Origin of the sequence: Acinetobacter sp. AG1 (assembly GCF_001005525.1) — a bacterium.
In the GTDB taxonomy this organism is placed as follows: Bacteria; Pseudomonadota; Gammaproteobacteria; order Pseudomonadales; family Moraxellaceae; genus Acinetobacter; species Acinetobacter modestus.
In genome coordinates, this window is the sequence record NZ_LBMZ01000114.1 from 39743 (window position 1) to 59409 (window position 19667).

At 40.0% G+C, this 19667-nt stretch carries 17 protein-coding genes, 3 tRNA genes and 1 pseudogene; 10 read left to right on the forward strand and 11 right to left on the reverse strand.

The genetic code is table 11. The annotated features are described in order from the left end of the window. Window positions 1-57: 57 nt before the first annotated feature. From AAV96_RS10910 to AAV96_RS10955, 10 genes and pseudogenes are all read left to right on the forward strand, one after another. Window positions 58-142 (forward strand) — tRNA-Leu (locus tag AAV96_RS10910). Window positions 143-186: 44 nt separating this feature from the next. Further along, window positions 187-263: transfer RNA gene (locus AAV96_RS10915), tRNA-Met, on the forward strand. Window positions 264-350: 87 nt separating this feature from the next. Then, a tRNA-Met gene (locus AAV96_RS10920) sits at window positions 351-427 on the forward strand. 197 nt (window positions 428-624) lie between these two features. Then, window positions 625-1149, forward strand: coding sequence for a ribosome maturation factor RimP (gene rimP / locus AAV96_RS10925; RefSeq protein WP_004659273.1), 525 nt, complete (start codon window positions 625-627; stop codon window positions 1147-1149). A 37-nt stretch (window positions 1150-1186) separates the two neighbouring features. After that, window positions 1187-2671, forward strand: coding sequence for a transcription termination factor NusA (nusA, locus tag AAV96_RS10930; protein ID WP_005218583.1), 1485 nt, complete (start codon window positions 1187-1189; stop codon window positions 2669-2671). 10 nt (window positions 2672-2681) lie between these two features. After that, entirely contained in the window at window positions 2682-5396 is a 2715-nt protein-coding gene (gene infB, locus AAV96_RS10935; RefSeq protein ID WP_004659269.1) for a translation initiation factor IF-2, read from the forward strand. Further along, window positions 5396-5797 carry a ribosome-binding factor A gene (locus tag AAV96_RS10940; RefSeq protein WP_004659268.1) on the forward strand — a complete coding sequence of 134 codons (402 nt, stop codon included), beginning with the start codon at window positions 5396-5398 and terminating at the stop codon, window positions 5795-5797. Before infB ends, AAV96_RS10940 begins: the two co-directional genes overlap by 1 nt. Window positions 5798-6051: 254 nt before the next feature. Then, window positions 6052-6810: pseudogene (locus AAV96_RS10945) on the forward strand (hypothetical protein). A 19-nt stretch (window positions 6811-6829) separates the two neighbouring features. Beyond that, window positions 6830-7180, forward strand: a complete 351-nt coding sequence (locus AAV96_RS10950; protein WP_046739325.1) for a hypothetical protein — start codon at window positions 6830-6832, stop codon at window positions 7178-7180. A gap of 278 nt (window positions 7181-7458) precedes the next feature. Further along, entirely contained in the window at window positions 7459-7734 is a 276-nt protein-coding gene (locus tag AAV96_RS10955) for a hypothetical protein (RefSeq protein ID WP_155857128.1), read from the forward strand. Window positions 7735-8403: 669 nt separating this feature from the next. On the opposite strand, the gene AAV96_RS10960 is transcribed toward AAV96_RS10955, so the two are convergent. The 11 genes from AAV96_RS10960 to AAV96_RS11010 form a co-directional block, all read right to left on the reverse strand. Next, entirely contained in the window at window positions 8404-8784 is a 381-nt protein-coding gene (locus AAV96_RS10960; protein ID WP_004659266.1) for a Na+/H+ antiporter subunit G, read from the reverse strand. A gap of 11 nt (window positions 8785-8795) precedes the next feature. After that, on the reverse strand, window positions 8796-9071 hold the full coding sequence (locus AAV96_RS10965; protein WP_004659265.1) for a monovalent cation/H+ antiporter subunit F: 276 nt from the start codon (window positions 9069-9071) through the stop codon (window positions 8796-8798). Then, window positions 9068-9595 carry a Na+/H+ antiporter subunit E gene (locus AAV96_RS10970; RefSeq protein ID WP_046739327.1) on the reverse strand — a complete coding sequence of 176 codons (528 nt, stop codon included), beginning with the start codon at window positions 9593-9595 and terminating at the stop codon, window positions 9068-9070. The genes AAV96_RS10965 and AAV96_RS10970 overlap by 4 nt, the downstream gene beginning before the upstream one ends. Further along, window positions 9595-11406: a monovalent cation/H+ antiporter subunit D gene (locus AAV96_RS10975; RefSeq protein WP_046739328.1), complete on the reverse strand. Its 1812-nt coding sequence runs from the start codon at window positions 11404-11406 to the stop codon at window positions 9595-9597. Before AAV96_RS10975 ends, AAV96_RS10970 begins: the two co-directional genes overlap by 1 nt. Continuing rightward, complete coding sequence (locus AAV96_RS10980) at window positions 11406-11774, reverse strand: Na+/H+ antiporter subunit C (protein ID WP_005218581.1); 369 nt, start codon at window positions 11772-11774, stop codon at window positions 11406-11408. Before AAV96_RS10980 ends, AAV96_RS10975 begins: the two co-directional genes overlap by 1 nt. Before the next feature lie 2 nt (window positions 11775-11776). Continuing rightward, window positions 11777-14620 (reverse strand): monovalent cation/H+ antiporter subunit A, encoded by a 2844-nt coding sequence (locus tag AAV96_RS10985; RefSeq protein ID WP_046739329.1) that lies wholly within the window; start codon window positions 14618-14620, stop codon window positions 11777-11779. Between the two features lie 429 nt (window positions 14621-15049). Then, a complete protein-coding gene (locus AAV96_RS10990; RefSeq protein ID WP_046739330.1) occupies window positions 15050-16432 on the reverse strand; it encodes an ATP-binding protein in 1383 nt (460 codons plus the stop codon). Between the two features lie 24 nt (window positions 16433-16456). Continuing rightward, window positions 16457-17959: a UvrD-helicase domain-containing protein gene (locus AAV96_RS10995; RefSeq protein ID WP_004659254.1), complete on the reverse strand. Its 1503-nt coding sequence runs from the start codon at window positions 17957-17959 to the stop codon at window positions 16457-16459. 9 nt (window positions 17960-17968) lie between these two features. After that, window positions 17969-18736: a bifunctional phosphoribosyl-AMP cyclohydrolase/phosphoribosyl-ATP diphosphatase HisIE gene (hisIE, locus tag AAV96_RS11000; protein ID WP_046739331.1), complete on the reverse strand. Its 768-nt coding sequence runs from the start codon at window positions 18734-18736 to the stop codon at window positions 17969-17971. 82 nt (window positions 18737-18818) lie between these two features. Further along, on the reverse strand, window positions 18819-19241 hold the full coding sequence (locus AAV96_RS11005) for a hypothetical protein (protein ID WP_005218573.1): 423 nt from the start codon (window positions 19239-19241) through the stop codon (window positions 18819-18821). A 34-nt stretch (window positions 19242-19275) separates the two neighbouring features. Next, on the reverse strand, window positions 19276-19662 hold the full coding sequence (locus tag AAV96_RS11010) for a VOC family protein (RefSeq protein WP_046739332.1): 387 nt from the start codon (window positions 19660-19662) through the stop codon (window positions 19276-19278). Window positions 19663-19667 lie beyond the last annotated feature (5 nt).

Consider the following 19667-nt stretch of genomic DNA (forward strand, 5'->3'; position numbering starts at 1 on the left):
GTTGAATTAGCACTTTCCTTTTTATATTTAAAGGAATAGAATGCGTCCCACAAAGCTGCGGTGGTGGTGGAATTGGTAGACACGCTACCTTGAGGTGGTAGTGCTTTCGGGCGTGGGGGTTCAAGTCCCCCCTTCCGCACCAAGCTTAATAACCAGTAAGTTTGGTGTATGCAGTGATGTTGTTGATGCGGGATGGAGCAGTCTGGTAGCTCGTCGGGCTCATAACCCGAAGGTCGTTGGTTCAAATCCAGCTCCCGCTACCATTTGATTAAGGTGCAACTTAATCAAGCAAATATAGAAAAACTTAAATTGACTTTTTTTTATATTTGTATATAATTTTTGCACGTTGATGCGGGATGGAGCAGTCTGGTAGCTCGTCGGGCTCATAACCCGAAGGTCGTTGGTTCAAATCCAGCTCCCGCTACCAAGTTTCTAAAAGAGGCTCACAATAAGGTGGGCCTTTTTGCACAGTGGACTTCGGTTTTCTGTGTAATATAGGGGCGATTTACGCCCTTTTTTATTGGTTGTTTAGCTATCGTGTAGTGTTCGACATCAATTGGTCAAATAGTCGTGCTTCACTATACGGTTAAGATTGATTGGCTCGCATGAGAGCGACGAGAGTAAATGAAATTATCAAATAAATCTCAAGCATTGCATGATCTAATCGCGCCAGCAGTAGCTGCGTGTGGTGTAGATCTATGGGGGATTGAATTCCTACCACAAGGTAAACGTTCTTTATTACGTATTTATATTGATAAAGTAGTTGATGAGAATGTTGAACCTATCTTGAATGAAGATGGCGAAGTTGAACAAGGGCGTGGTATTGGCGTTCAAGATTGTGTTTTAGTGACACAACAAGTGGGTGCAATGCTTGATGTTCATGACCCAATTTCAGGTGAATATGCTTTAGAAGTCTCTTCACCGGGCTGGGATCGTCCATTTTTCCAACTCAATCAATTGCCTGCTTATATTGGGCAACAAGTGGCTTTACGATTAATTGCTGCCGTCGAGAATCGTCGTAAGTTTCAAGCAAAATTACTTTCTGTAGACTTAGAAAATGAAATCATTCAAGTCGAAGTGGAAGGTAAACATGTGCTTGAAATTGATAGTAATAATATTGATAAAGCAAATTTAATCTATCAAGACTAATATTAACTTAATTTTATAAGAAATCGGTAGGTGACTTATGGGCCGCGAAATTCTTACCGTTGCAGAAACGGTTAGTAATGAAAAAGGTGTTAGTCGTGAGGCGATCTTCCAAGCATTAGAGCAAGCACTTGTTGCAGCAACGAAGAAAAAGTTTTACGAAGGAACACATTCAGAAGAAGCACAGCTTCGTATTGAGATTGATCGTAAAACAGGTGATTATCGCACCTTCCGTCAGTGGACAGTTGTGGCGGATGAAGATCATGAAATGCCAGCTTGCCAAGATGCAATCTCAGATGTTGATCCATCAAAATGGTCAATCGGTGATGTGCGTGAGCTAGAAGTTGAGTCAATTGAGTTTGGTCGTATTGCTGCTCAAATTGCGAAACAAGTCATTGTACAAAAGATTCGTGAAGCTGAGCGTGCTTTGGTTGCAGATGCCTATGAATCTAAAGTGGGTGAGTTGATTTACGGCGAAGTCAAAAAACAAACCAAAGATGGTTTCATCATTGATCTAGGTGATAACGCTGAAGCTTACTTGGCGCGTGAAGAAACCATTCATAAAGAAATTTTGCGTCCTAAGCAACGTATAAATGCCATTTTATACAGCGTAAACCGCGAAGGTCGTGGCGCACAATTATTATTGTCTCGTGCCCGTCCTGAGATGCTAATTGCATTGATGAAAAAAGAAATTCCAGAAATTTCTGAAGAAATCATCGAAATTAAAGCAGCTGCTCGTCAACCGGGTGTTCGTGCTAAAATTGCAGTGAAAACCAATGACCATCGTATTGACCCTGTAGGTGCATGTATTGGTATGCGTGGTACACGTATTCAAGCAGTACAACAAGAGTTGAATGGTGAGCGTATTGATGTGGTTGTGTGGTCTGATGATCCAGCACAATATATTGCAAGCGCATTAGAGCCAGCTGATGTATCAGGTATTGTGCTAGATGAAGATGCACGCAGTGCAGATATTATCTTCGCAACGAATGATCAGTTAGCACGTGCAATTGGTTCGCAAGGGCAAAATGTTCGTTTAGCATCGGAATTGACGGGTTATAAACTCGACATGATGTTAGAAGAAGAGTATCGTGCTCGTCAGCAAAATGAAGCACAACAGTATTTAGATATGTTTGTTACACGTCTCGATATTGAAGAAGATTTAGCAATGGCATTGGTGGAAATGGGCTTTACTTCATTAGAAGAGATTGCTTATGTTCCAGCTGAAACATTTGATGAAATTGAACTAGATGCAGATTTAGTTGAATTGCTTCAAAGCCGTGCTAAAGAAGCTGCTTTAACTGATGCACTGAAACAGCAAGAAAATATTCAAGAGCCAAGCGCAGAACTTCTCGGTATGGATGGTATGACCACTGAGATTGCTTATGCATTGGCGGCGCGTGGTGTGATTACAATTGATGATTTGGCTGATCAAGCGACTGATGATATTTCTGATATCGAAGGTTTAGGTCATGACAAAGCAGGTCAATTGATCATGAAAGCACGTGAATCATGGTTTAACTAGGAGATAATAGATGACGGACAAGTCGATTCAAGAGTTAGCGCTCAGCGTAGAACGTCCTGTAGAGAAACTCCTAGAGCAGGTTCGCGAAGCAGGTCTACCACAGCGTAAAGCAGATGACATTATTACCGCTGAACAGCAAGATACTTTGATCAATCACTTGAAAAAAGTACATGGTCAGGACAGTGGTAACACAGGAAAAATTGCGTTGAAACGTAAAACAACCAGTACTGCTAAAGTAACAAGTACTTCGGGTAAAGCAAAAAACATTAATGTTGAAGTTCGCAAGAAACAAGTTTTTGCTAAACCGAACCCAGAATTACTTGCAGCAGAAGCGAAAGCACGTGCAGAAGCAGATGCTAAAGTACGCGCAGAGCAAAATGCACGTGATGTAGCTGTTCAAAATGCACGTGATGTAGCTGAACAAAAAGCCAATGCAACGTTAGAAGCAATGCGTGCAGCACATACTTCTGATAATGCAGGTCAAACAACTGCGAAAGCAGCAGTTGTAGTGAAAAAGCGTAACAGCGATAAGATTTTGAAAGCGCCTGTTGTTCGCCCTACAGAAACGCCTGAACAAAAGAAAGCACGTGAAGCACAAGCAGCACAGTTGAAAGCAACTGAAGAAGCAGTGCGTCGTAAGGCTGCTGAAGAAGCGCAACAACGTACGCTTGAGCAAATGCGTAAAATGGCATCAAAATATTCGAGTGATGATGCGACTACAACCATTCGTGTAATTGATGATTCACCTTTAGCTGCTGGTCTTGTTGGACAAGCATATGAAGATTCCTTTAATAAGGAAGACCGTGAAATTAAACGCGGTGGTGCGACAGCAAATCCACGTGCCGGTAAAAAAGGTGGTCGTGGTGGTGATGCTCAGGCTGAACAAAGCTTTAGCAAGAGTCATCATAAGCGTGGTTTAAAAACTAGCCAAGCGAATAAACATGGTTTTGAAAAACCTGTTAAGAAGCAAATTTATGATGTTGAGATCGGCGAAAAAATTATTGTTGCTGATCTTGCACAGAAAATGGCGGTTAAGGTTCGTGAAGTAATTAAAACACTTATGAAAATGGGTGAACTTGTTACTCAAAACCAAGCGATTGATCAAGATACAGCCGTATTGGTAGTTGAAGAATTGGGTCACAATCCAGTTTTAGTTTCTGATACACAAGCTGAAGACAATTTATTGGTTGCAGCTGAAGAAGCTCGTGGCGAACAAACGACTCGTCCTCCAGTAGTCACAATCATGGGTCACGTTGACCATGGTAAGACATCGTTACTTGATCGCATTCGTCGTTCTAAAGTGGCAGCAGGCGAAGCGGGTGGTATTACCCAGCATATCGGTGCATACCATGTTGAAACTGAGAAAGGCATTATTACTTTCTTAGATACACCAGGACATGCTGCGTTTACATCGATGCGTGCACGTGGTGCGAAAGCAACGGATATCGTAGTTCTTGTTGTTGCAGCTGATGATGGTGTAATGCCACAAACTGCTGAAGCAATTGATCATGCGCGTGCTGCGGGTACACCGATTATTGTTGCTATTAACAAGATGGACAAAGAATCTGCTGATGTCGATCGTGTATTAAATGAATTAGCACATAAAGAAATCGTGCCTGAAGAATGGGGTGGGGATACACCTATCGCTAAAGTTTCAGCACACTCTGGTGCGGGTATCGATGAGTTACTTGATCTCATCTTGATCCAAGCTGAATTGATGGAGCTTAAAGCTTCAGCAGAAGGCGCGGCGCAAGGTGTGGTGATTGAAGCGCGTGTTGACAAAGGTCGCGGTGCAGTGACTTCTATTCTGGTACAAAACGGTACTTTGAATATTGGTGATTTGGTTCTTGCAGGTTCATCTTATGGTCGTGTACGTGCGATGGTTGATGAAAATGGTCAACGTATCACTTCAGCTGGTCCTTCAATTCCAGTTGAAATTTTAGGTTTACCTGATGCACCAATGGCCGGTGATGAAGTTCTTGTCGTGAATGATGAGAAGAAAGCACGTGAAGTTGCAGATGCTCGTTCAGATCGTGAACGTCATAAACGTCTAGAGCGCGCAAGCGCAATGCGTCTTGAAAACATCATGGCATCTATGGGTAAAAAAGATATTCCTTATGTGAATGTCGTACTCAAAACTGATGTGCGTGGTACTTTAGAAGCATTACATGTTGCACTTGATGAGCTTTCTACTGATGAAGTGAAAGTCCGTATCATTGGTTCTGGTGTTGGTGCAATCACAGAGTCAGATGTGACTTTAGCTGAATCATCAGAAGCAGTATTATTAGGTTTCAACGTCCGTGCAGATAACACGGCTCGTCAAAAATCTGATCAAGATGGCATCGATATTCGTTATTACAGCGTCATCTATCATTTAATTGATGATGTAAAAGCTGCAATGAGCGGTAAGCTTGCACCTGAACATCGTGAAACGATCTTGGGTGTTGCAGAAGTACGTGAAGTCTTCCACTCAAGTAAGTTTGGTGCAGCAGCTGGCTGTATGGTACTCGAAGGTACATTGCATCGTAATAAACCGATTCGCGTATTACGTGATGACGTGGTTGTATTCCAAGGCGAACTTGAATCTCTTCGTCGTTATAAAGAAGTGGTTGAAGAAGTTCGTGCTGGTATGGAATGTGGTCTTGCGGTCAAAGGCTATAAAGACATCAAAGTTAAAGACAAGATCGAAGTCTATGATGTTCAATTGATTAAACGGAGTCTTTAATGGCGGGTAGCCAACGCTTAAAGCGCATGGCGGATTCAGTACAACGTGAGTTGTCTGAGCTGATCCGTCAAGAGCTTAAAGATCCTCGCTTAGGTGGTTTAGTGACCATCTCTGCGGTGAAAGTCAGTGCAGACATGGGTTATGCTGAAGTTTATGTCACTGTGATGGGACGTGAACTTGGTGATGAGCAAAGTGAAGTCGCAAATAAAGAAACTTTAGATGTATTGAATAAAGCTTCTGGTTTCTTGCGTCATGAATTGAGCCGTCGCATCAAGACACGTATTACGCCAAGATTGCGTTTCCATTACGATAAAACTAATGCCTATGGTAACTATATGTTTGGTCTGATCGCGGAAGCTGTGAAGGATCTGCCTGAACAAGGGCAAGACGATAAAGAATAAGTTCTAAAAGAAAGCCACCTTCGGGTGGCTTTTTTATGCTCTAAGATTTTTATAAAAACAGGGAACGATATGGAACGTTGGCTTAACTCTATAATTTGTAGTTTTTCGGCAATCTAAGAAATCAGCGTTAAAGATGAATGTTTGTCACTTTAAAGTTATTTTACTAGCTAACTCGAAATATATAGACAATTCTGTATTGATAAGAATAAGATAATAGTAATATGCTTGTTATGAAAATATTAAAATCACCTTAAATGAATATTTATTTTACCGTTGAAGATGATCAAAAAATATTGGGGAAGGACCAATCCAAGTTGGTTGGTTTTTAACAGAGGAAAAAGCCTCCATGCTATACGAAGCACCTTATCGGATGCGTTCGCAGTTACAAACCAAACATGCCAAGTCAGCAACCGTTATTCTAAGGTATTACAGTTGGAAAGCCGCTATTTTGTGGTGAATTGCCTATTTGATGTTCACTTACGCTTTAGCTGAGAAACGAAAGATAAGCCAAATTTAGTCAATGTATTGGGTGATCAATCGCCTGTACGAACAAATAAGATAAGGGAACTATGAACACTCATTAATGAAAATGAATGGCGTACTCCTCACGTTCCAATTTTACAGCTCAAGCTTCCTTATTTTTTATTAATGATGAGGTAGTGTATCTCACTCAACTCGATGCTTTTGGGCATTATCGTAAGAATCCACTGCCTGGCACCATCTTTGGTGGGCGTTTTTCGATTCATATTTGGTCGCGTCCACTCATGTGGGCATTTGAATGGTATGACACGTCTAAAGATTTGATTTTAAACCGTGGTGACCCTTTATTTTACTGTCAGTTTGATGGTTATGATCTCTCAAGAACGATAAAGCTGATTCAGACAGAGAAAACACTTGAACTGATGCACTATATGGAACAAATTTCAGGTGTGGTGAATTATGTTAATCAAACTTTTAGCTTATTTGCTGAAGTAGAAAAAGTACGACCTACGAAACTAATCCAATCAAAATAAAGCTATGGATCAAAATTAGATGAGTAAAACATCATTGAAACAAAAACTTAAAGTGATTTGTATATTAAAGTTAAGCTTGGGGCTAGCGGCATGTTTTCCTCCTGATAAGTGGGAACAAGAGTGGGAGCAAGAAAGGTTACAAAAGTTTAATCAAAGAAATGCGCCTGAGTTTCAAATAGTAGATCGAGTTTTATATGTAGATTCAGCAGGGAATATTGAAAACAAAGCGCCACGTTTCAAACTAAAAGTTCCAATGAATTACTTACAAGGGGGAATTGGAGCAGATGGGAGAATAGGACAAATATTATCAACAGGGGGGGGCCATTTGGTTATTCTCGGCCTAAGGATCCTAAAGAAAAGCCACAGCTAGGTACGATCAGTTTTGAAATCACAGAAAGTGGTCAACCTGTAATACTGAATGAAGATGGACATTCTGCAAATAAAGAAGACATCTATGGATTTACAATAGCACTGTATTCAGGGAAAAGGCATCCAGTCAATACCCTTGGAGCAACTCACTCTGATCTCTTTAGAGCAAAGGATGTGTATGGTTTACAGAATTATAAAGATTTGAGTTGCTATGATGTAGAAAACTTAAAAGAAAGAGCGCGCTTGAAGGATAGGGGCGATGAATGGATACAGGTAACATTGGACAGACTGGCCAATAAGGCAGCAGATGATCCAATTCCTAAAAACTGCGTTTCTAATGAGCGGCTTCAAAGATGGATTTCACCTCCTGAAGTTCCTGAAGAGGAGGCTGTAAGTATTTATTGCGGTAGTCTACCACTTTGTGAGATTGATTTTAGGTATAAGTCACGAGGGGTTGTGATATATACACGTAAAAATAGGTTATTTGTGTTGCCTAAGTGGCAAGCCTACCGACAACAAGTGATTCAAACCATTCAACAATTTGAAACACAATAAACTAATTAATAGGGAATATAACATGAATAGTAATCCAAATATTACCGCATCAGGTCAATTGAAATTAACGAAAAAGAAATTGATTACCTAGAGTGGCTTTGTTGCATAAATAAAAAAGTAGTTGGGTCTCCTTATTTAACCGAGGTTTATCAACAGCTATTCTTTTAGTTGTACCGAGTTGAGCAAATTTATTCAGAATATTGACTGTAATTTGCAAATCTGGCGTCTAACAATTGAAATATTGACTCGATACTGCTGACCTAAGCTGTTTGAAAAAGCAAACATTTTGGCTTCTATTCGTGCTGTATCAATTGAGTGCTTCCATTTACGCAACAAAGCTCGTCTCCATAAGATTTTTTGTTCAATGGATCAGGTGAAACTGCTGTGGATTATGTAATAGACTTTGCTTGGCGCAGGACCTGATTGATTTATCTGGAATATTGGATAGTCATGCAATAAGTTCTAATTTTCTGGCTATATCAAGATTACTTATGATTTGGATCAAAAAACAATATGTTGAGTATTCGTGGCCAGTTGAGTCAGGCACATAAGGATGTACTGATGATCAACCAATGTGAGCAACTATATTTGCAGGATTTGATGAATAATGAAAAGCTGATCTATTAATAAAATATTGCCAAAAATTGCAATTCAATAAAAAAGACCAACTTAAAGTTGATCTTTCTTTTCTGTATTACGACGATAACGTTGCCATGGTAGCGGACGATTTAAAGCTTCTGGAACATCACCACTGGTTGAACGCAAACGTAAATGAATTGCAGCTTGTGCCATTAAATTGGCAGATACTGGGGCAGTAATAAAGGCAAATAAAGTAATCAATAATTCGGCAAAACCAAACCGACCTTGTGTCGCTCCAAATATCATAGCTGCAATTAAAAAACTCCCTAAGCCTAGCGTACTTGATTTAGTCGGTGCATGTAGGCGCATGAATAAGTCGGGTAGGCGAATCATTCCGATTGAACCTACGAGCATAAAAAATGCGCCAAAGATCAAAAAGAACGAAATGATAATCTCAAAAATTATTTGCATAACCACTCTCCTTAATCAATCACATGTCCAGTCGTAAAATAGCGAGCCAGTGCAACAGTTGAAACGAAACCGAGCATCGCCACCAATAAAGCACCTTCAAATACATTGGTACTTGCCCAATAGATGCCTAACACCACAATCAAGCATGTTGCATTAAGAAAAAGAGTATCGAGTGCTAACAAGCGATCAACAACAGATGGTCCAATGATCATGCGGATGAGACAAAGAAACATGGAAATAGTGATCGCTACTAAACTAATCGCAAGTGCATAAGGTAAAATGGTCATTTCGCTGTTCCTTCTGCAATCTTTACATCAAAGATTTCGAGCAAAGGTAGCTCATAACGATTTTTGATGTCTTGAATGTCTAATTCAGCATTATCGGTACTGAGTGCATGAACTAAAATATCTCCTCGCTCTTGATCAATCCCTGCTGATACTGTACCTGGCGTCGTTGTAATGATCATTGCGAGTAGAGTATTTACTTGCTCATGTTCAGTTTCTAATGGCACGCGATACCATTTTGGATGCAACTCATCCATTGCTCCAAGCACCATTTTAGCTACACGAAAGTTTGAAATCACAATATCCCATAACACCACAAAAAAAAGTTTGATTGCAGGAAACCAATGAATATGTGGTGTACGTGCAATAAAAGGGCTTACCAAACGTGAAACAAAGATACCTAATAGAATTGCGATAAAAATATCTGTGATGTCTAAACTATGTGACAGCATGAGCCAAGTCACAAAAATTAAAAATGATACAAAGGGGTGGGGAAACCAACGATCAAGCAAAGCACGTTTTTGCATTAGTGTTCCTCCATCGGTTTTAATTGTGTAGCATTTGGAATAGTTGGATTCGACAAAGTTTGTTCTGCAATTTGACGTTGTTTATACTCCGAAATATGCTCACCTTGTAGCGTCGGTTTTGAGATAACATCTGGAATTAATACCGCATTATGATCTTCAACCTCACCGCCATATTTAGTTTCAGGCAAATATGCTGCATCAAATGGCTGCACGCTAATGGCACGACCTTGACTATCATGTTTTAGAATCGCTTGTTGATAAAGCGCATGATTTTGAATTTGTTGTGCAGTTGAAGTTGTATAACTCTGAATTGGTGCTGCAAATACAACATAACTCATCAAAGCAATCAGTAGTACATAGATTGCTTTGTCATTCCGATTAGGAGCTGTATCAGGTAGTGCTTGATAAGCGGTATATGCTGGTTCTTTAGAATTTTCTTCGGGTGGACTAGCACGCCAAAAAAGGATAAAACCAACACGTGTGAATGCGATAATGCTAAGTAAGCTAACAATCAGAATAACAGCAATAATCCAGCCTTGATAAGGCGTTTCAGCGGTAGCCTGTAAGATAAAAACTTTACCTAAAAAACCACTGAAAGGGGGTAAACCTGCCATCATTAATGCAATGGTAAAATAAGTAAAAGCAGCCGCTTTTTCCTGTTTGATTTTCGGTGCAACTTTTAAATGATCTTTGAATGAACCACGTTGCGCAGTCATCCAACCACAAAATAAATAGAATGCAGCCGCAATTAGGGTACTGTGAACTAAATAATACAATGCTGCTGACCATGCTTGGGTATTAAACATGGCAATAGCGATGAGTAATGTTCCGATCGATGACAACACCATAAAGCCAACAAAACGGCGTAAGCGTTCAGCAGCAATTGCACCGATTACACCATAGAATGAAGTAATCAAACCAATCATTAATAAGCAGTTTTTGAAAATACTCTGTGCCATTGCATCATCAAAAACAGTACCATTGACACGTAGAATGGCATAAATACCAACTTTGGTCATAATAGTAAAAATTGCAGCAACAGGTGTGCTTGCAACAGCATAGGTTTTTGGTAGCCAAAAGCCGACAGGTAGCATTGCTGCTTTGATCCCAAATACTACAAAGAGTAATAAGCCACCAGCAATTACAAGTTTATGTTGATCACTGTCTAAGGTTGGGATAAGGCGACCCACATCAGCCATATTTAAACTACCAACGCTACCGTAGATTATCCCTAAACCAATCAAAAATAGCGCTGATGCGAGTAAGTTAATCGTGACGTAATGTATACCTAGCTGGAAACGTGGTCGACCTTGACCATGTAATAGTAATACATAAGATGCCATTAACAGGATTTCAAAAAACACGAATAAGTTAAATAAGTCACCCGTCAGGAATGCACCCGTTATACCCATTAACAAAAAATGGAACATGGTGTGGAAATAGCGCCCACGGGTATCCCAGTTATCACTTGCATACCAAATGACAGGCACTGCAAGTGCATAAGTGAGCACCAACATGAATGCAGAGAGACGATCGAGAACTAAAACAATTCCAAAAGGAGCAGACCATTCACCAAGTTGATAAACGGTAACTTGACCTGTATTGGCGATCATCAAATAACTGATTGCTGTGATTAAGCCTAGAAGTGCAGAACCTAAACTAATGCCACGTCGCCAAGGTTGACGCCAATCTTGTTTTAGAGAACCAGAACCGGGATTGCCTAATAAAAGTAATAAAAAACTCGTAAATGCTGGAATTAAAATACTTAAAATTGGAGTATGAGCATGCCAAAAATTATTGAAATCAAACATTATGGCTCATCCTCACGTGGGTCATAAGTCACAGTTGCTTCTTCTTTGGAGTCAACATGATCTGTTCCAGATTCATAACGACTGCGTAAAGCAAGCTGTACAATAAAAGCGGTTGTTGCAAAACCAATCACAATCGCAGTGAGTACCAATGCTTGCGGTAACGGATCTGTTACTTTAGTTGTTTCTGTAATGATTGCAGGTGCATTAATTTGAATACGACCGACCGCAAATAAAAATAAATTTACGGCATAACCGATCATGGCCAGACCGAGTACGACAGGAAAGGTTCTGGCACGTAAAATTAAATAGATGCCTGTTGCTGTTAGCAGACCAATTCCCGAAGCGAGCAAAAATTCAATACTAACCATTTTTATTTATCTCCACTTGGAACAGGTCCAGACATGCTTGAGTGACGCGAATCACCTAAGACTGAAATTAGCAACATTGTCGCGCCAACAACGGTCATATAAACCCCGAGATCAAATGAGACAGCCGAAGCTAAATGCATTTTTCCAAATAATGGTGGTTCTATATAAATATGTGCTGTTGTTAAGAATGGGCGTGCCCAAAACCAAGCTGCAATACCCGTTAAACCTGCAATTGCTAAACCTGAACCAATCCAAATTTCATATAAACGACCAGATTTTGCTTTGATCAGTTGTTCAGTTCTATCTTGACCTAAAACAATATATTGAATGATAAGCGCCATTGCCGTGATCAGACCTGCAATGAAGCCACCCCCCGGATAATTATGACCACGCATGAAGATGTAGATACTGACGACAAGGGCGAGGGGAAGTACCCATGAGGCTGAAATACGTAACATCAATGGTGAAGGGTTAAAACGATAAGATAAACCTTGTGTCATGGTGGTGCCATGTGCACGCATACCATCCATGAGACACAGTGCTCCTATTGCCGCAATACCCAATACTGTAATTTCACCGAAGGTATCAAAACCACGGAAATCAACTAGAATGACATTGACGACGTTTGAACCACCGCCTAACGGGAGGGATTGCTGTAAGAAGAACCATGAGATTGAATTATGTTCTCGCGTTAATATTAGCCATGTAATCCAACCAATACCGATACCACCTGCGATTGCTAAGCTTGCATCTCGCCAACGGCGTGGACGGCTCGATTCGTAAGGGGTTAACTGCGGTAATAGCGATAAGCTCATCAACAATAAAACAGTAGTAACAACGTCAACTGTAATTTGAGTGAGTGCAAGATCTGGTGCAGATAAGGTTACAAACACCATGGTGACGACAAGTCCAACAGCACCACTAATTAAAACAGCTTTAATCCGTTCGTGGTGGAACCACAACATCATCCAACAGCCAGAGAATAATGTGAGCCATAAGACCACAGCAATCCATGGAGCATGGGTAAGCTCACGTGTGCCAGTTGTTAAACCCTGATTAAATAAAGGTAAACCCACCATAATGATGCTAAAGAAAACAATCCAAAGAAGATAGCTTTGTAGAGAACCTGTTTCAGTCTTTTGTTTGATTTTTCGACTGGTAAGTAAGAGATGCTTCAGGAATGATTCAAATAAAAGTTTGCCTTGGAATTTACCTAAATAAGGGTCTAAGTCAATTTTACGTAAACGCTCATTTTTAATGAGGCTAAAGTAAAATAAACCACCACCCATCAATGCAACTAGACTCATGATTAAAGGTGCATTAATACCGTGCCAAATCGCTAAATGAACACCCTCAAATTCAGGTTGAGCCAAACTCGCGCGCGTTACACTATTCACCACTGTTCCGGCCAATAGAGCAGGCAGAATGCCGACCAGAATACATAATGTCGCTAATATAATCGCTGGTAAGCGCATTCCGAGAGGTGGTTCGTGCGCATCTTTATTAGGAACGTGTTTACCAATCCCACCATCAAAGAACACACCATGTACCAAACGAATAGAATAAGTAACAGCAAAAATACCGGATAAAGTTGCCACGATCGCTGCAATTATCATTACTGGACCTGATAGGTTTGCCAGTAATTCCGTAAAGAACATCTCTTTGGAAATAAAGCCATTGGTCAGTGGTACACCAGCCATCGAAGCAGCGGTGATCATGGTTAGGGTACCTGTGAACGGAAGGAGTTGCCAGATACCGCTGAGCTTACGTAAATCACGTGTTCCTGTTTCATGATCAATAATGCCTGCAATCATGAAAAGAGCAGCTTTGAATGTTGCATGATTAATGATATGAAAGATTGCTGCTGCAACAGCGAGTGGTGAACCGATGCCGAGTAAACAAACAATCAAACCTAAATGGCTGATGGTTGAATAAGCTAAAAGCCCTTTGAGATCTTCTTTGAATATGGCGAAACCCGCTGCCATACATAAAGTGAATAAACCAACGAAGGTTACGATATTGTGGTACAACGCTGCCCCAATAAAGAGCGGAGCTAAGCGGGCTAATAAAAATATACCTGCTTTCACCATCGTTGCTGAATGGAGGTAGGCTGAAACAGGTGTAGGTGCTGCCATTGCATTTGGCAACCAAAAGTGAAATGGGAATTGCGCACTTTTGGTAAATGCACCTAGTAAAATGAGCAGTAGGGTAGGAACAAATAATTGATGCTGTTGAATAGACTCTTTCATTAACACCAATTGGTCAATCTGGTAAGTACCTGTCATCTGTCCTAAGAGGACAAAGCCCCCTAGCATCGCCAAACCGCCCATTCCTGTGATCGTGAGTGCCATACGCGCACCACGTTGGGCGGCATCATATTGACTCCAATAGCCCACGAGCAAGAATGAAGAAATACTGGTCAGTTCCCAAAACACCAGTAAGATAATCAAATTGTTGGAGAGTGAAATTCCAAGCATAGCCGCCATGAATAGCATGAGCAACTGATACAGTTTACTGAGTGAATTTTTGGGACTGAGATAATAATAAGCATAAATATAAATCAGTGTGCCGATCCCACTAATGAGTAAACCGAACAATAATCCTAATGCATCAAGGCGAAAACTAAGATTGATGCCCAGTTGTGGAAGCCATTCCCAACTCTGTTGCAGGGCATTACCCTGTAAAACCGTTTCAGCTTGGCTAAGCAGTAAAATAAAACAACTCAGGCTAATGCCAATTGCTCCAATTGCCGTCATACCCCGTGAAATACGTTGCAATTGTGAGACAAGGGTTGTGCCAAGTATGAGTGGTAATAAAATAATAATCGGTAGCACACTGGTATCCATGTCGATGATTTAGGTCGAGAGAGACCTAATGGTGGATTTTCTTCCAAGACTTAAGGCATTCAAAGAGAAAGCCAAAGTTTCAAGTCTCGAAACCCAATCAAGTTAACGGAAAGAGCAAGTTGTATTGCACAACTTGAAAGTAAAAAATGAATTTTATTTTACTATAAAAAATCAACAAAAATCTGATGTTATTACATGAAACTAACAACATCCTTATCGCTAAAATTTGTATATCAACGTTTTTTGTTCGCTATTTAATTGAATATTTTCCATTCGATTATCTGTGTACATAAGAGGGATAGAGATCTGGTCTTGGATCAAATGCGTATCCCTACAATCCAGTGTTTCAGTATAGAAGACCTATTCAAAAGAAAAAATTGGCCTCTAGTTTATAAGGGTTAATGATCTAATCAATCTTAAAGCCCAATATCAAAGTGATGTCTCTTGAGGGGTATCATCAATTTTAAGTAGATGAAGCAAATTACTCTTTTCTTGTTCATCAAGCGCTTGAATTTGATGAAAGAGTTCATCAACTTTACTGACCAAAGTTTCTGATTCTAATAAGTGTTGATTCTGCTGCAAGAGAATGCTTTCCGATTGACTTAACTCATTATAGAGTTGTGAAAGTTGTTGTTGAGATTTCTCAAGATTAATCTCATAAATTTCTTTATCACCTAACCTTAAGCATTGATATTCTAAAGCATGTTCTAATAATTCATCGCGATTGCCTGAAGCAATAATTTGTAGTCTTGGAAATGCTTGATGCAAACGCTCTAAAACTTCAGCACTCATATTTTGATCTAACTGATGCTCAATTTGATCAATTAATAATATGCCTTCACCTTCTAAACATGGGTCGAAACAATGTGGATTAAGCAAGCATAAACGACGTGTAATATCACCTACCAATGCAATCCATGATTTAAGAGAGGCCGATAATTGCTGAAAGGGAATGGTCTGATCTTTGTAACGCACCATTAATTGAAGTTTAGGAATATATTGAATATAGATATCATTCAATTCTGGAAAGATGGTATGTAAGCTTTTTTTCAGCGCATATAAATTAGGTGCTGAAAGTTGTTTAGGATGATTCATCAGTTCTTGTTGTAACTGCTGCAAAACCTCTGATTGATTTTGCTGACTGAAATCGTTGCCAATAAGACGTCTGACAATATGGGCAGAGTGAGCATTTTCAACATCACTAATTTCCCGTAGCCACTCAAAAAAACGCGCAAAAGTTGTGTATGGAATCGCTGTTAAATCGTAGGCAGCAATATCTTGTAGTGTTCCTGGCGCATTCTTGCTTTGTAAATTAACCTCTTGTACAAAGCGTTCGGCAGGATAATACGCAATTAACGGTAATCCAAATAATGGATCTTGAAGACTAGTTTTTTGATATAGCGATACCATTTGATCGAGTTGCTGCGTTTCAACTTGGCTAATTCCAACGCCTTGACTGTTAAACGTTTTAAATAACTTCCAACTACAGTTCTGAGTGTCAGTCATTTGTGCAGAGCTACTTTCTGGTAGATGATGATTTAATTCGCTGCTCATTCTAACTTGGACTTGAACTTTGGCTTGTAAGCGTGTCAACAAAATATCTTGATCAGCAATCACCACACCTGCGGTGCGAATATCTTTATAACGTGCGGAAAACCACGTTAAGGCTTGATAGATATTTTTTAAAATTGTAGTTTTGCCTGTAGCTTGCTCACCTAAAATAAGTGTAATAGGACGTTGTGTCGGTTGAAATTCAATGGTTAAGTCACGAAACATGCCAACATGTTTAAATAGCACTGATTCAAGTTGCATAAGCTCTCCCTGAACATAAGCGCTTTAACCTACGGACTGGCGAAGACTTGAGGGAGCGCCCCGTTTTAATTGTTGTATTAAATCGTAAAGATGATGAATATTTAAACTTACTTTAGCACGAGTACAGGCAACATAAAGTAGTCTTAATTCCTCATCTGTAATTTTATGTTCTAGGCCATTTATTTTAAATTGGTAATCATCTTCAATATGCACACGATTCCATTCCAAGCCTTTGGCTTTGTGTGCAGTTGAAATGACATAATCTGCTTGCTCAATCGGCGTGATTTTGGCAAGTGCTTTCTTGAGTGGCTCAGTACCATGATCATCGACCAGTTTGACTAAAGGTTTGATATCGCTGCCGTCATTCGTCTCACAATATTCATGTACATCATGCCATGAATTAAACCAAGCAAGCTCTGGTACATCGGTAATGCGTTTGCCTTGTTTAAGTAAACTGGCAGCATCCACAAAACGACTGAGTTTTTGATGATCAGCTTGTAGGCTGACTTTGTCGCCATGCACTAAACCAGAAAGTAGTAGTTCCATTGCACGCGCATTGGTACGACACAAAATTGCATCGCGCATTTTGGTATGGGGTTTATTCACTACACTCGATTTAACATTTGGATTACCCAATAACGGAACAGTTTCGTTTAATGCACCAAGCAGACTATTGGCAACATCAGCAATCGCATCACCAAAACGGAATGAAGTCGTTAAGCGACTTTCATGTAAAGGCATCTGTTGCATTGCATTGACTGCACCACGCCACGCATAGATTTGCTGATGTGCATCACCGACATAAATTACTTGTGTGCTTTTTTGACGTAGTAAAATACCCAACATGAGTGGGTCAGCATCTTGTGCTTCATCAAACAGAACATAATCTGTTGGAATATTGGGTTCTGATAATGCCCAAAGTTTGAGGTAAATATCGTGACCAATCCCTGCTTGATGGTTTTGATCAATTGACTCTAACCAACGGCGTTCAACTGCTGGATATAAGTGTTGTTGTAACGATTCAATATCATCTTGATGCAACCAGCTTGGCGCTTGAATATGGCGAGGGGCAGGATATTGTGAGCTGGTCGAGCAGAAATAGCTGACAGCATTGGCAACCAAACTCGCAAGACGACTTGGCATCAGCACATATTTTTCATAACGTCCGCCCATGAGACGACGAAGTGTGATTGGTTCTAAACGATATTCTTTAGCGATAAAACTTGGGCTTAAGCGAGGTAGTCGTAATTTATCAGTCACGCCACGCGGTACGCTACGAAAGGCAAGAGAGTGAAAGGTACGACAATTTACATTTCCGTGAAATTTACTTTGTGCTTCAGATGCAATGGCTTTGTTAAAAGCCAAATACATACCACGCCGTTCGGGCATGGCATCACTGATCATTTGTAAAGTTGTCGTTTTACCTGTGCCAGCATACGCAATCACTTTAAAGGACTGACCTAAACGAGCGTTATCTATTGCAATCGCTTGCTCATAGGTAGCTTTGGGTTTCTCGATATTCGACACAGGCGAGGTTTACACTTCTTGACTACGATTGGCTTTTTCAACCAAGCCAGATAGACCTTGGCGACGAGCAAGTTCATCAAGGACTTCTTGTGGATCAAGGTCGAAGTAGCCGAGCATTACAATACTGTGGAACCATAAATCTGCAACTTCATAAATCAGATCATGCTTATTTTCTAAAGAAGCATGTGCTGCATAATCTTTGGCTGCAATAATGCTTTCGACGCTTTCTTCGCCGACTTTTTCTAAAATTTTATTGATGCCTTTTTTGTATAGGCTGGCAACATAAGAACTATCTGCTTCAGCTTTTTTGCGTTCTTGCATCAAACGACCTAAGTGACTGAGTACGTCAACTTGCTCAGCCTGACCATGATCGTGTGCTTCGACTTTCGCAGATGCGCCGTAAATTGCGGTTGGATCTTTCAGTTGAGCATCAACAATTTCCCAGCCTTGTGGCGTGAGTTTACGATAAAAACAAGACTCCCGACCTGTATGGCAGGCAATTCCACCATGCTGTTCAATTTGCAGAATAATGACATCGGCGTCGCAATCTAAACGAATTTCATGCACTGTTTGGAAGTGTCCAGATTCTTCGCCTTTGTGCCACAATTTTTGACGTGAACGTGAGTAATACACGGCTTGATTTTTTTCAGCCGTCAGTTGTAATGCTTCACGGTTCATCCATGCAACCATTAACACTCGACCAGTTTGATGATGTTGTGCAATGGCAGGAACAAGACCATTGGAATCAAATTTAACTTCATCTAACCAGTTTGACATGAGTGAAAAATCCATTGAGTGGAAAGCCGTTAGTGTAGCGTTTGTGACTAGGGTTGGCTATGTATGTTGGGTAAAAAATCATTTAATGGTTGGATTGGATATAAGTTCCCATTAAATTGGTATTTTCTATTTTTAAAAAGGGCAATGCCCAAGCAACGATGAGTAGTGTTCCACTAGAGTAATTTGACCAGTACCACGCATCAATCAGGAAATAAATAGCAGTGATAGAGACCCAAATATTTAAACTGCGAGCTATAAATTTTTGATGAATCAATAACAGCAATAAAAAAGGGAGACTATCCCATAAGATCACCAATGTAAATTGAGGACTAATAATCAATCTTCCTATTGAAGATTTTGGATTTACTTGCCATTCAAGGAGATGATAGTGGAAATTTAGAAAACAAAATACATTAAAAATGCTAGGGAGTAAGAACCAGCATCCTTTACGAATCGCCTTTCCTTTATCCTGCCGATACAAAGCCCATAGAAAACTATATTTCATGTCTAACCTTATTTTTATTGATGAATTTTAATTTTTAAGTGTTGAGATAATTCGAGATTTCAATCAAGTTCTGATCTGGGTCACGTAAATAGATTGATAAAATTTTTCCTGTTGCTCCAGTTCTTTCAATAGGACCTTCAACGATCTCTATGTTTAATGTGTGAAGATTTGCAATCACGTCCTTTAAAGGTGTTTCAGCAATAAAGCATAAATCCGCAGAACCTGCGGTCGGACGACGTGCTTTAGGTTCAAACTCTTTTCCAACTTGATGTAAATTGATTTTCTGCGAACCAAATATAAGTGCCTTACGATTTTCGCCAAAAGTAATCACCTCAAAATTCAGGGTAGACTGATAAAACTGACAACTGATTTCAATATCAGCGACTGTCAAAACCAAATGATCTAAATGACTAATTTTCATATTTA